Annotated in this window: 15 protein-coding genes; 10 read left to right on the forward strand and 5 right to left on the reverse strand. The window is 52.8% G+C overall.

Annotated features, from left to right (window positions below):
* On the forward strand, positions 1–326 hold a 326-nt coding region (locus CHB59_RS11080; protein WP_143738724.1), incomplete at its 5' end, for an IS3 family transposase.
* Positions 327–341: 15 nt separating this feature from the next.
* On the opposite strand, the gene cas9 is transcribed toward CHB59_RS11080, so the two are convergent.
* Entirely contained in the window at positions 342–1,631 is a 1,290-nt protein-coding gene (gene cas9 / locus CHB59_RS11085) for a type II CRISPR RNA-guided endonuclease Cas9 (RefSeq protein ID WP_218816234.1), read from the reverse strand.
* A gap of 218 nt (positions 1,632–1,849) precedes the next feature.
* Here cas9 and pcnB point away from each other — a divergent pair, with 218 nt between their 5' ends.
* From pcnB to panC, 5 genes are read left to right on the forward strand one after another with little or no spacing between them, the layout of a single operon-like run.
* Positions 1,850–3,214 carry a polynucleotide adenylyltransferase PcnB gene (gene pcnB / locus CHB59_RS11090; protein WP_089376308.1) on the forward strand — a complete coding sequence of 455 codons (1,365 nt, stop codon included), beginning with the start codon at positions 1,850–1,852 and terminating at the stop codon, positions 3,212–3,214.
* A 5-nt stretch (positions 3,215–3,219) separates the two neighbouring features.
* Entirely contained in the window at positions 3,220–3,711 is a 492-nt protein-coding gene (folK, locus tag CHB59_RS11095) for a 2-amino-4-hydroxy-6-hydroxymethyldihydropteridine diphosphokinase (protein WP_089376309.1), read from the forward strand.
* Positions 3,708–4,355: a deoxynucleoside kinase gene (locus tag CHB59_RS11100; RefSeq protein ID WP_089376310.1), complete on the forward strand. Its 648-nt coding sequence runs from the start codon at positions 3,708–3,710 to the stop codon at positions 4,353–4,355. The genes folK and CHB59_RS11100 overlap by 4 nt, the downstream gene beginning before the upstream one ends.
* A 4-nt stretch (positions 4,356–4,359) precedes the next feature.
* On the forward strand, positions 4,360–5,148 hold the full coding sequence (panB, locus tag CHB59_RS11105) for a 3-methyl-2-oxobutanoate hydroxymethyltransferase (RefSeq protein WP_089376311.1): 789 nt from the start codon (positions 4,360–4,362) through the stop codon (positions 5,146–5,148).
* Between the two features lie 3 nt (positions 5,149–5,151).
* Positions 5,152–5,991 (forward strand): pantoate--beta-alanine ligase, encoded by an 840-nt coding sequence (gene panC / locus CHB59_RS11110; RefSeq protein WP_089376312.1) that lies wholly within the window; start codon positions 5,152–5,154, stop codon positions 5,989–5,991.
* A gap of 184 nt (positions 5,992–6,175) precedes the next feature.
* Here panC and CHB59_RS11895 read toward each other — a convergent pair whose 3' ends face one another.
* The 3 genes from CHB59_RS11895 to CHB59_RS11120 all read right to left on the reverse strand — a co-directional run bounded on the left by CHB59_RS11895 (position 6,176) and on the right by CHB59_RS11120 (position 9,035).
* On the reverse strand, positions 6,176–6,304 hold the full coding sequence (locus CHB59_RS11895) for a hypothetical protein (protein ID WP_281252033.1): 129 nt from the start codon (positions 6,302–6,304) through the stop codon (positions 6,176–6,178).
* A 62-nt stretch (positions 6,305–6,366) separates the two neighbouring features.
* Positions 6,367–7,212 carry a KPN_02809 family neutral zinc metallopeptidase gene (gene ypfJ / locus CHB59_RS11115; protein ID WP_089376313.1) on the reverse strand — a complete coding sequence of 282 codons (846 nt, stop codon included), beginning with the start codon at positions 7,210–7,212 and terminating at the stop codon, positions 6,367–6,369.
* Between the two features lie 92 nt (positions 7,213–7,304).
* On the reverse strand, positions 7,305–9,035 hold the full coding sequence (locus tag CHB59_RS11120) for a DUF4153 domain-containing protein (RefSeq protein ID WP_089376314.1): 1,731 nt from the start codon (positions 9,033–9,035) through the stop codon (positions 7,305–7,307).
* Positions 9,036–9,128: 93 nt separating this feature from the next.
* On the opposite strand from CHB59_RS11120, the gene panD reads away from it, so the two are divergent.
* From panD to CHB59_RS11140, 4 genes are read left to right on the forward strand one after another with little or no spacing between them, the layout of a single operon-like run.
* A complete protein-coding gene (gene panD / locus CHB59_RS11125) occupies positions 9,129–9,509 on the forward strand; it encodes an aspartate 1-decarboxylase (RefSeq protein ID WP_089376315.1) in 381 nt (126 codons plus the stop codon).
* Positions 9,510–9,869: a ribosome silencing factor gene (gene rsfS, locus CHB59_RS11130; protein WP_089376316.1), complete on the forward strand. Its 360-nt coding sequence runs from the start codon at positions 9,510–9,512 to the stop codon at positions 9,867–9,869.
* 8 nt (positions 9,870–9,877) lie between these two features.
* Positions 9,878–10,345 (forward strand): 23S rRNA (pseudouridine(1915)-N(3))-methyltransferase RlmH, encoded by a 468-nt coding sequence (gene rlmH, locus CHB59_RS11135; protein WP_089376317.1) that lies wholly within the window; start codon positions 9,878–9,880, stop codon positions 10,343–10,345.
* 1 nt (position 10,346) lies between these two features.
* Complete coding sequence (locus CHB59_RS11140; protein WP_089376318.1) at positions 10,347–11,771, forward strand: cryptochrome/photolyase family protein; 1,425 nt, start codon at positions 10,347–10,349, stop codon at positions 11,769–11,771.
* A 48-nt stretch (positions 11,772–11,819) separates the two neighbouring features.
* Here the strand turns inward: CHB59_RS11140 and CHB59_RS11145 are convergent, their stop codons facing one another.
* Positions 11,820–12,821, reverse strand: a complete 1,002-nt coding sequence (locus tag CHB59_RS11145) for a class 1 fructose-bisphosphatase (protein ID WP_089376319.1) — start codon at positions 12,819–12,821, stop codon at positions 11,820–11,822.
* Positions 12,822–12,845: the final 24 nt, after the last annotated feature.

Genomic DNA, 12,845 nt, shown 5'->3' on the forward strand with positions numbered 1-12,845 from the left:
CAGATGGGGAGGTGCTAGTCCACTCAGATCAAGGTAGTCAGTTCAGCAGCTATGATTGGCAGGCATTTTTAAAAGCGCACCGTCTCAAACCTAGCATGAGCAGACGAGGAAATTGCCACGACAATGCAGTCGCAGAAAGCTTCTTTCAATTGCTGAAGCGGGAAAGGATACGTCGGAAGATTTATGAGCATCGAGAAGCCGCCCGCCAAGATGTATTTGATTACATCGAGATGTTTTATAACCCTAGGCGTCGACACAGTTTCAATAATGGCCTATCGCCAGTAGAGTATGAAAAGCGTTATTTCGAGGGGCTGGAGACTGTCTAGAATAGTAGGGGCGATTCAATTGAGTTCTCTCTCTACTTCCTCGTCTTCCTTGTAAACAGATAGCACTCGGGCGATGTCATCCAATTGTTGTGGTTGTCCATCAAGGGCAGCCACGGAAAGTTTCTGCCATTCATCTTCTAGTCTTGCCACCTTGAATGCTTTCTGTAACTCTTGCCAGCCTGGAAGCTTGATGAGTTTTTCATCTTCCGGATTTTTAGCTTTTTCTTCCTCGCGCTGCTTATCGCTAGGATAAGCAAGGCTGGCAAACCGGAAACCATCCTTTTGTAAAAAACCTTCTTTCACCAGCGCGTTACCTAATTGCTTGTAACTAAAATCACTGGCTTGCTGATAAGGAAGCAGCAACGCAAAACGACGCTCAGCATCTGATAATGGTCGTGTTTTACCATCCACTACTAGCCGCAAATTATTCAATCGCGTGAGCCAGACATGACGCTCAGCAGTGAAACTAGCTTTGGGTGCGCGATATTCAGTTTTCTCAAAAGTGCATTTACCCAACATTTTGAGTAAGTCTTCACCAGATAGCGCAGGTTTTTGCGCCCAGAATAGTCCTATCTTACGGTCAAGCAATGCAGATTCAAGCGTTGCAGACGTATATGGATTACCCAACTCACGTTGCCGTTGAAACATAGCAGTCAACTCATCAGCCAAGAGCAGTCGGGAAAGCGCTTTGCTGTAGTCCCCACGCTTATTGCGCTGAGCATCGGGAAACTCATGAAGCACCATTTCTGCGGCAGTGCGATAGTTTTTTTCCTTCATCAGCCTCTGGGTTCCCGCCAACCCTTTCTTGACTGCGCCACCTTCCTTGTCATCGTCGGCTTTCTTTTCTTCCGCCTTACTCATCCAGTGAAAGCCGCGATGTTTGACAAGGTGATAAATCACGCGTGCCCATTCTTCGGCATTAAGCCTGCGGTCCAGAGCCTCGACGCGCAATTGCCACAAATTGGGAGTTTTGAAACCTTGGGCCGGCTGTTTCTTTAAAACATTGACATCAGCAATCAATCCTTCGCGTTTAAGCAGACGTGCCAGCTTGGTCAACCTCCATGCACGTCGCCTTAGCCGCCGACGCAACAATCGGGCTGTGCGCCGAGCAAGATTGAGCGGCTCTCCTTCCTTGGCTGTTTCTGCCTTATCGAAACAACGCACACCAAGATCAACAATGCGATGGTCGTTCAATACCGCCCAGCCAACTGACGCAATACCAATATCCAGCCCGAATACCAAAGGCCCCAGATTCTTCTTGTTTTGCATGCCGAAGTCCCCTATCATTTGTTCTGTTGTAGTCATCCGGGGTGAGAGCCGTTGCTACAATAAGAACTTAATTGTTCGTATCCAGCCCGGCCTCTGGCCGGGCTTTCATTTTTTCTCGAGTCAGTTAGTTATATCCCCGACTCCCTCGCTACATGACTATGTCACTTGCCCATGCATAGTGCAAGCTGTGCTGAAGTCTGCGATACGCTATAATCCATAGCAAATTCCAGCCTTGTAAACATTCAGCCAACATAATGATTAAAAAACTGCTGCAACGCGTTTTTAAGCCTTCCCAAAAGTCTGCGTCGTCCAAGAAAGTTGCTTCCAGCATCATTGCGCGGATTCCTGCATCCACACACCGCATTAACCGCTCGCTGATCAGTAAGGCTGCGATCAAGACTACTGAGGGTCTGCAGAAAGCTGGGTTTGAGGCTTTTATCGTGGGAGGGGCGGTACGCGATTTATTGTTGAAGAAGCGCCCCAAGGATTTCGATGTGGCGACCAATGCCACGCCGGAGCAGGTGAACCGGATTTTCCGCCGCTCTCGCATTATTGGCCGGCGTTTCCGGCTGGTGCATGTGATGTTCGGGGATGAAACGATCGAGGTTTCCACGTTCCGCGGTCATCACTTGAGTGAGGAAGGTGATGCCAAGGTGGCGGATAGTGGCCGTATCCTGCGCGACAATGTGTTTGGCAGCCAGGAAGAGGATGCTGTCCGGCGGGATTTCACCGCTAATGCGTTGTATTACGACCCTGCCAGCGAGGATGTGCTGGATTTTCATGAAGGGGTATCGGACATTCAGGCCGGGATTCTGCGCATGATTGGGGACCCTGAAACACGCTATCGTGAAGACCCGGTGCGCATGCTGCGTGCAGTGCGGCTTTCTGCCAAACTGGGGTTGAAACTCGATCCTGCCACGGAGCGGCCTATTTCCGAGCTGGCTGACCTGCTGCATGATGTGCCACCTTCGCGCCTGTTTGACGAGATGCTCAAGCTGTTCCTGTCTGGCCATGCGCTGGAGAGTGTCAATGCCTTGCGGCAACATGGCCTGCAACATGGGTTATTGCCGCTATTGGATGTGGTGCTGGAACAACCACTGGGAGAACGCTTCGTTACGCTGGCCCTGAAAAATACGGATGACCGCGTATTGGCGGAGAAGCCGGTTTCGCCTAGCTTCCTGTTTGCCACATTGCTCTGGCATGAGGTGTTGCTTGCCTGGAAACAGTACGAGAAGCAAGGCAATAAGGCCATCCCTGCACTTTACATGGCCATGGATGAAGTATCCGATATCCAGGCTGAGAAGATGGCCATCAATAAGCGCTATAGTGCGACCATGCGCGAGATATGGAGCCTGCAGCCACGCTTTGAGAATCGGGCTGGCAAGCGTCCATACAGTCTGCTGGAAAATCCGCGTTACCGTGCGGCTTATGATTTTCTGTTATTACGCTGCGAATCCGGGGAGTTACCTGCGGAGCTGGGCCAATGGTGGACTGATTTTGCCAATGCAGATGGCGAAAAGCGCCAGTCCATGCTGCAACCGGACACTACACCTCGCAAACGCAGGCGCCGCCGGACAAAAAAACCTGCGGCAGCAACAGCACCAGAATCCGGAGAATAAGCCTCATGTCACGTGCCTATATTGCCCTGGGCAGCAATTTGCGTGACCCTGCCGCTGAAGTCACGCGTGCCTTTGCCGAGCTGGACACACTGGATGGCACTCGTGTCATCAAGCACTCTTCACTATATCGCACTGCGCCGGTCGGCTATGACAATCAGCCGGATTTCATCAATGCTGTTGCCGAGGTGGAAACCAGCCTGGAGCCAATCGTGCTGTTACGTGCCATCCTGAACCTGGAAAATCTGCATGGGCGCGAGCGCCCTTTTCCCAATGCGCCACGCGTGCTGGACCTGGACCTGCTCATGTATGATGAAACCATGATGCACACTCCCGAATTAACCTTGCCCCACCCACGCATGCATGAGCGCGGCTTTGTCCTGTTTCCGCTGGCCGAAATCGCACCAGACCTCAAGATTGCGGATTATGGCACTGCGACAGACCTGGCCCGGCAGTGCGCCGATCAGGGGGTCACCTTACTGGAAACTCCAAGCACATGAGTATTTTCGACCGTTTTCACTATATTGTTATCGAAGGACCGATCGGCAGCGGCAAAACCACGCTCGCCCGCAAACTGGCTGACATGTTCCCGGTCAACCTGCTACTGGAGAATGCTGGCGCCAACCCATTCCTGCCACGCTTCTACCAGGATACGGCACGCTATGCCCTGCCGACCCAGATGTTTTTCCTGTTCCAGCGGGTGGAGCAGATACGTAATCTTGGCCAGCGCGACATGTTCAATCACGCCACGATCGCTGATTTCTTCCTGGAAAAAGACCCGCTGTTCGCGCAGATGAACCTGAATGATGAGGAATATGCCTTGTACCGCCAGATGTACAAGCACTTGCATGTACAAGTACCGACGCCGGACCTGGTCATTTACCTCCAGTCGCCGGTCGATACATTGCATGAACGCGTGAACCAGCGCGGGGCCAGTTATGAGCAGGAAATCTCGCGTGAATATCTTGGTCGCCTGTCAGATGCCTACAGCAATTTCTTCCATCAGTACGATGCTGCTCCCGTGCTCATCGTCAACAATGAGAAACTCGACATCACTGAAAAAGATGCGGCTATGAATATGCTGCTTGATCGTATTATGCAGATTCGCAGCCGTCGCGAGTTTTTCAATCCCAACCTGGAGTAACACCATGAACCTGCTTGCATTGCAGCAGATGAAGGCTCGGGGCGAGAAAATAGCCGTGCTTACCAGTTATGATGCCAGTTTTGCCGCATTGAGCGACAAGGCAGGGGTTGAAGTCCTGCTCGTGGGCGATTCCCTGGGCATGACCATACAAGGCCATCACAGCACCCTGCCTGTGTCACTACGCGATATGGAATATCACACCCGATGTGTCGCCAACGGCGTGCAAAATGCATTCATCATCACCGATATGCCATTTGGCAGCTACCAAAAAACCCCGGAACAGGCTTTTGAGAATGCTGCCCTGCTTATGGCTGCCGGCGCCCAGATGGTCAAGATCGAAGGCGGCACCATCATGCGTGACACCGTGCGCTTCCTGGTAGAGCGCGGCATTCCTGTCTGCGGTCACCTGGGACTGACACCACAGTCCGTCCACCAACTTGGTGGCTACCGGGTGCAAGGCCGTGATGAAGACGCTGCCAGGCAATTGCTGCAAGATGCCAAGGCATTGGCAGATGCCGGTGCTGGCATGCTGGTGCTGGAAATGGTGCCTGCCGCGCTGGCGGCAACTATCAGCCAATCAGTCACGATTCCCGTCATCGGCATTGGTGCAGGCAAGGATTGCGATGGCCAGGTTCTGGTCATTCAGGACATGTTGGGTATTTATGCCGGAAAATCACCGCGGTTTGTACGCAATTTCATGCAGGATGCCAGCAGCATAGAGCAAGCCATCATGCATTACGTTACCGCCGTCAAGGACCAGAGTTTCCCGGCCCCGGAACATAGTTTTGAATAACCCATGGCACTAGAGATCATTACAGACATCGCCAGCCTGCGCGCCAGGCTGGCCCAGGAGCGCAATATTGCCTTGGTACCCACCATGGGCAACCTGCATGCCGGGCATATCCACCTAGTGCGCCTGGCACTCCAGCAAGCACCATGTGTGGTGACCAGCATCTTCGTCAATCCTTTGCAATTCGGCGCCAATGAAGACCTGGATAATTATCCGCGCACACTGGATGCCGACTGCGAGAAACTGGCAGCCGCAGGCGCGCAGATTGTCTTCGCGCCATCCGTCAGTGAAATGTACCCGGTCGCGCAAACTATGTGCGTGACATCACCTCCCATTGCCAATGAACTGTGTGGCGCTGCCCGGCCCGGACATTTCGATGGCGTGGCGACTGTGGTCATGAAGCTGTTCAATATCGTACAACCGCAAACAGCAATTTTCGGGAAAAAAGACTTTCAACAGCTGTTCATCATTCGCGAGCTGGTACGCCAGTTCAACCTGCCCATCAACATCGTCGCCGGTGATACCCAGCGGGAAGACAGCGGCCTGGCCCTGAGCTCACGCAATGGCTACCTCAGCAATGCACAGAAACAAGAGGCGCAACGGCTGCACCGCACATTACAATTGATTGTGGATAACGTTCAGCAAGGAAACCACGACTACGCTGCGATTGAAGCACAAAGCAGCCAATATCTCACCCAGTTGGGCTGGATCGTCGATTACATCTCCATCCGCTCCGCCCTGACGCTGATGCCAGCCAACGCGGAAGATAAAGAATTGGTAGTGCTTGCCGCCGCTCGTCAGGGAAAAACCCGCCTGATCGACAATATTGAGTTCACGCTTTCCTGAGTACTCTCAACTTATCCAGCATCCAGGCAGGACAGGACATTCGCGCGCTTCCCTGCGGCATTTGCTATACCAAATTTTGCACAAGATTTACCTAACTTAACAATCAGCCCGGCTCCGGGTCGGTAAAATCAAGGCACTCGACAACCCCGATTAGAGGTGTGAAATGATTTTGCGTAAAAGTTTTCTACTGATTGCTGTATTTGCCATGCTGCTTGGCGGCTGCTGTGGATTCGGCCCACACGGCGGTGGTCATGGAAAGCATGACAGAGGCCCTGGTCATTCCCATCACGGCCCGGGCGGCGACAGAGGTCATGGACGCTAAGTCATCGTCATCCAGCAAAAAGCCGGCAATCGCCGGCTTTTTTCATTGCGTCATCATCCCTTGCCAAAAGTATCACATGCATCCACGGCACCACTCTTGTAACCGGTATTAAACCATTGCATGCGCTGGGCACTGCTGCCATGGGTAAAGCTTTCTGGCACCACATATCCCTGTCCGCGTTTCTGCAGGTTATCATCCCCTATCTGGGATGCTGCATTCAAGGCAGATTCAATGTCTCCCGTTTCCACGATGCGATACTGGGCATCTGCATGATGTGCCCACACGCCAGCCAGGCAATCAGCCTGCAACTCCTGCAAGACAGACAGCCTATTGGCTTCCGTTTCGCTGGCGCGCGCACGCAATTGATCCACCTTGGGCAACACGCCAAGCAGGTTCTGCACATGATGTCCGACCTCATGCGCAATCACATAGGCACGGGCGAACTCTCCCGGCGCACCCAGCTGTTTTGCCAAGGTATCGTAAAATCCCAGATCAATATACACAGTACGGTCCAGGGAGCAATAGAACGGCCCCATGGCACTCTGCCCTACACCGCAACCAGTCTGCGTCGTATTGGCGCGACCACCGAACAGCACCAGCTTGGGTTCCTGGTAGGTACGACCCGCCTGTTTGAACAGCTTACCCCAGACATCTTCCGTATTGGCCAATACAGCAGAAACAAACATGGCCTGTTTATCATCCGCTACAGGCGCGCTTCCCTGCTGGGTGGCAGGTGTACTGGCGCTATCGAGCAACCCCAGGATGGTCAGGGGATTGACACCAAATATCCATCCCGCCACCAGCGCCACCAACAGGGCACCTATACCCAGGCCGCCCTTGCCACCGCTGCCGCGCCTGTCTTCCACATTACCCGAACGTCTCAATCCATCCCATTTCATCTCTGATCTCCCTTGAATATCCTTACAGGTATTTAATTAATCATCAGCGCCAACGAAGCTCATATCAGGCTATTAGCTAACACCACTCTTGTTTAATTATCATTAGAATACAAACGCACATCTCCAATCCAGAGCTCCTTCCAGCGAGCAGGCCTGGTCAAAATCGCAGCTTGCGCAGGAAATCTATTTTCCATCAGATTGTATATACCATCCCCATACAAACTTCCAGCCAGGGACCACCGGCCATTCTCAATACTGTATATCTTGCCAATATAACTCATCAGCATAATCCACTCATTGCGCCCATCACCATCCAGGTCCACAGACAAGACCGGACACGGTTCTGCCTCACTGCAGGTAGGTCGGACAGATGGATTGTCCAGCAGATAGTCCACGAACTCAGCATCAAGTTCAGTACCCCGCGGATAAGGTCTCCACTGTTTAAACAACTGCTCTTGCGTCAGTTGATGTTCTTTACCCTCAGAAGAAGTGAAAGTACGGTACTCTACCGTCAAAGCAGCTTCTGCTTTCTGCTGGATCAGTACAGCATCAGGATGTATCGTATTCTTGCTGAGTTGCTGCAACACAGCATTGCCATAACGCTTTCCATTCAGGCGCAAGTATTCAAAATCAAAATCATAGGCGGCCAGCTTTCCGCTCATCAAACGGGCTACCTGGCTATTCACGGATAATCGCACCGGGTCCAACACAGGGGTCAGGGTCAACAGCAACAGGACAACCACACTCAACGCTGCCAGGATATTCACTTGCCGCACTCCTGCCATCCAGACAGCTTGCCTTTTCAGCACCACCCAGGCGTAGCCCAGCGCGTAGATAGCTGCCAACACAACCACCAGCGCCGCCCAGACTCGATCCACTGTCCAGCCATACTGGCTCACGCGCAGCCCCAGAGAGTATGCGCACAATGCGATATAAACCGGCATTGCCAACAGGCCGATACCGATAAAACGTAGCAGCCAGCGAGGAAAACGTTGCTCACCCGATGCATCCTGCCAGGCAGCATTAAACAGAAATATAGTGCAGGCCAGCAAAACAAGGATCAGGCTGGTGGCATATCCGGTTTTCCATAACAAGGTGAGCCCCTGGAACGGCAGGGCCAACAGGAACAGAATCAGGATAAAACTCACCATGGGCAACAACCAGCCAAGAATGTTCAGGCTCGCGCGATAAATGCCAACCAAAGCCTCTTCCTTTGCCGCATACAAGGAAATCCCAATACCGAAGACAATCGCCGTGACGGGATAAGCGAATATGCGACTGGTGAATAGATCCATGAACAAAGCAACATTGAGCACTTTGAACAGGCCAGCCAGCAGGAACAGTAATATCCAGAACACACCTGTGAACACTGCTGCCAGCGCAAGTTTGACGCAGTTACGCCACGCGGAGGCAAATAACAGCGAATAATTGCTGCACCAATTACCCTGGCTGAGTTGATGCTCCGCAAAAGGCAACAGGACAAACCAGCTGATGAACGCCATCGCACCTAAAAGAAAACCAGCCTGCCCAGTCCTGTGCAGAGGTAAATCCACAACCCAGGCCTGGTACCCGGTGTAGGATGCTGCAGCGGAGATCAACAGGGTAAACCCTGTCACCATGATCCATAAATACTTATCCTGCCTATATTTGGACAGCAGCATCAGGGTGGATGGCAGAATGATCACACCGGCATACAGTGGCCAGATCACACTTAAATAAGGCCCCGTGCCCGGCAGGCTGAGCAGCCACTCATGCAACAACCACAAGCCAATTCCCTGCAATGCAGCCCAGGCAATAATCCAGCTGCGCTCTGCTTTACTCATGTAAATTTCCCTCAGGCTGAGATAAATCTTTCGTTTATTCAGCGTGTTGTTTCCACTATAATAGTCGGTCTTGTTTTTTCACATTGACTGGCCATGCAAAGAACTATGCTCAAATCCAAGCTGCACCGCGTATCCGTCACGCACTCGGAGTTGAACTACGAAGGCTCCTGTGCCATCGATGAAGTATTGCTGGAAGCAGCCAACATTAAAGAATATGAGCAGATTGACATATACAATGTCAATAATGGTGAACGCTTCACCACTTATGCCATTCGTGCCGAACGCAATTCCGGCACCATTTCCGTCAACGGTGCCGCTGCACGCAGGGCCAGCCCTGGCGATCTGCTGATCATTGCCACTTATGCGAGCTATACAGTTGAAGAGCTCGCTGAATTCAAACCCCAGCTGGTGTATGTCGATGCGCAGAACCGTATCAACAACACACGCCAGCACATCCCGGTACAGACTGCATAAATGCTAGATTTAGAAGAAATGAAGCTGGCCGTCATTGACGCGCTGGAAGATATTAAAGCCTTTGATATTACGGTCATGGATGTGCGCAAGCTCACTTCATTGACCAGCTATATGATAGTGGCAAGTGCGAACTCCACACGCCAGACCAAGGCTATTGCCAACAATGTGCGCGAAAAGCTCAAAGAGAAAGGCGCCCCACTGCAGGGGATTGAAGGCGAAAAAGAAGGTGAATGGGTATTGGTGGACCTGACTGACATCGTGGTACATATCATGGTGCCTACTGCTCGCGCCTACTACAACCTTGAGCAACTCTGGGGCGAAACCGAAAACCGCCGCGCCACTGCTGCCTCCAGCAGCTGATCCCCGTCTTGAAGCTCCGCATCCTTTCCGTTGGCCACAAAATGCCGGACTGGGTGCAGGCAGCTTGCGCTGAATATACCAAGCGCATGCCACGCGAAATGAGCGTGGATATCATTGAAATCAAGCCCGACAAACGCGCTTCCGGGAAAAACTCGGATGTCGTGCAGGAAGCGGAAGCCAAGCGTATTCTCGAAGCCGTCGGACGCGACTATCTGATCGCGCTGGATGAGCGCGGACAGGAAGTCACGACACTGCAACTGGCAGATAAAATGCGCGGGTGGATGGAAAGCGGACGCGACGTCAGCCTGGTCATTGGGGGTGCCGATGGCCTGCATGACAGTCTTAAATCCCGCGCCGACTGGCTCTGGAGCCTTTCACGCCTCACAATGCCCCATGGCATGGTACGCGTAATGCTGAGTGAGCAACTCTACCGTGGGTTAAGCGTCATCAATAACCACCCTTATCATCGCGAATAAAATGTCCAAATCGCTGGTCTGGTTCAGGCGTGATTTGCGGGATTACGATCATGCGGCGCTATACCACGCTCTCAAGCACGCTGCGCCTGCCACATGCGTGTTTGTTTTCGATACCGATATCCTCGACACCCTAACCAACCGCCAGGACAAAAGGGTAGAGTTTATCTGGGAAAGCGTCCGGGAACTGAAACATGCTCTGCAACAGCAAGGCAGCGACCTGCTGATTCGCCATGGCCGGGCTGTGGAGGAAATCCCCAAACTTGCTTGCGCCCTGGGAGTGGAAAGCGTTTACTGCAATCATGACTATGAACCTGCCTGTATCGCGCGCGACAAATCAGTGCAGCAGGCACTAGCAAGCCACAACATCACATTTCACAGCTTCAAGGACCAGGTAATTTTTGAGCAGGATGAAATCCTGACCAAATCCGGCACCCCGTTCAGCGTTTTTACTCCCTATAAGAACGCATGGCTCAGGACACTGAATGACTTTTACCTTCAGGCATACCCTGTAGGACCTTATCTCTCAAGATTGGCAACGAGCCTTCCAGAACCCATGCCAACGCTGGAAAGCCTTGGATTTGAACACAGCGACCCCAACCTGCCAGCGCTTCCGACCGGTATGTCCGGCGGACAGCAACTATGCACCGACTTTCGTGACCGCATGCAACATTACCGCGATACACGTGACTTTCCAGCGATCAAGGGGCCTTCTTACCTCTCCGTTCATCTACGTTTCGGCACAGTTTCCATCCGCCAGTTGGCAAGCGCAGCCTACTATCAGGGCGGTGCTGGCGCAGAAACCTGGCTTTCGGAACTGATATGGCGCGATTTCTATTTCCAGATATTGCACCACCACCCCCATATCGCCCATGGTCGTAGCTTCAAGCCGGAATTCGAGCAGATCCCGTTTTCCAATGATCGCGCCCTTTTCCAGGCATGGTGTAACGGAAAAACTGGCTACCCCCTCGTTGATGCCGCCATGCGCCAACTCAACCAGACTGGCTACATGCATAATCGCCTGCGCATGATTACTGCAAGCTTTCTGGTCAAGGACCTGCTGGTAGACTGGCGCTGGGGTGAGCGTTACTTTGCCACCCACCTGATTGATTTCGACCTGGCAGCCAACAATGGTGGCTGGCAATGGGCCGCTTCCACTGGCTGTGATGCACAGCCCTGGTTCCGCATATTCAACCCGGTGACGCAATCAGAAAAATTTGATCCCCGGGGAAAGTTCATCCGCAAATACGTGCCTGAACTCAAGCAATGTGACTCCAGGGAAATTCATGCGCCGTGGCTTATCCCTCCGCTGCAGCAGCAAGCACTCAAGCTGGTGATTGGCGAGAACTACCCCGCTCCCATCGTCAACCATGCACTGCAACGTGAGCGAGCACTTGCACTCTACAAAACGGCAGGCAGTCCACCATAGCGCAGCCCTGCAGTCCGCCAGGGCGCCATACCTCCCGGCAATCTAAACTCAGGCGGAAGGGTCCTTGAAAGAGTGGTAACTGACCAATAATTCCAGCTCATTCCTGGCTCCCAGCATGACCGGCACGCGCTGGTGCAGGCTGGTCGGCTCGACTTCCAGAATGGACCTATGCCCAGTAGTCGCCATGCCACCTGCCTGCTGCACCAGCCAACCAAGGGGATTCGCCTCGTACAGCAGGCGCAAGCGCCCGCCACGCCCCACTGTGCGCTTATCCAGTGGATAGAGAAACACTCCACCACGTATCAGCAGCCTATGCACCTCGGCAACCATCGCCGCCACCCAGCGCATATTGAAATCCTTGCCGCGCGGCCCGCTGTTCCCGGCAATGCATTCATCAATATAACGCTGTACCGGAGGCTGCCAGAACCGTTGATTGGACATATTGATGGCGAATTCCTGGGCATCCGGCGCAATCCGCATCTCCGGATGCGTTAAATAAAACTCCCCGGAATCAGGATCCAGCGTAAATCCGTATACCCCATGTCCAAGCGTCAGAACAAACATGGTCGAAGTGCCATACAGCGCATATCCGGCGGCAATCTGACTGGTGCCGGGTTGAAAAAATGACTGCGCCACAATTGTCCCTGCCGGCTTTGGCAATAACGAGAAGATGCTGCCTACAGAAAAATTCAGGTCTACGTTGGAAGAGCCGTCCAATGGGTCAAATACCAGCAGGTAGGCTGCATTTTTCCCACTGAACACCTGCACATGCTCCATTTCCTCAGAAGCAATGGCAGCTACATGTGGCTGCTGTTCTGCCATATTGGCAAAAATATCGTGGCTGATCAGGTCCAGGGTTTTCTGCTGCTCACCCTGGCTGTTCTCACTACCAGCATTGCCCATATTGCCGCGCAACGCTCCCCGGCTGATTTCATAGGCAATGTCTTTGCATGTGGCTGCAATATCAGCGATCAGCGATAAACTTTCGCCCGGCACATTAAACTGCTGGCCGTGGCCGGTAAGGAATTGCGCAAGTGTCGGTGTTACCATGAATTTCCTTTCAATCATGCCGGA

It is taken from the genome of Methylobacillus rhizosphaerae, from assembly GCF_900187985.1.
Taxonomy (GTDB): Bacteria; Pseudomonadota; Gammaproteobacteria; order Burkholderiales; family Methylophilaceae; genus Methylobacillus; species Methylobacillus rhizosphaerae.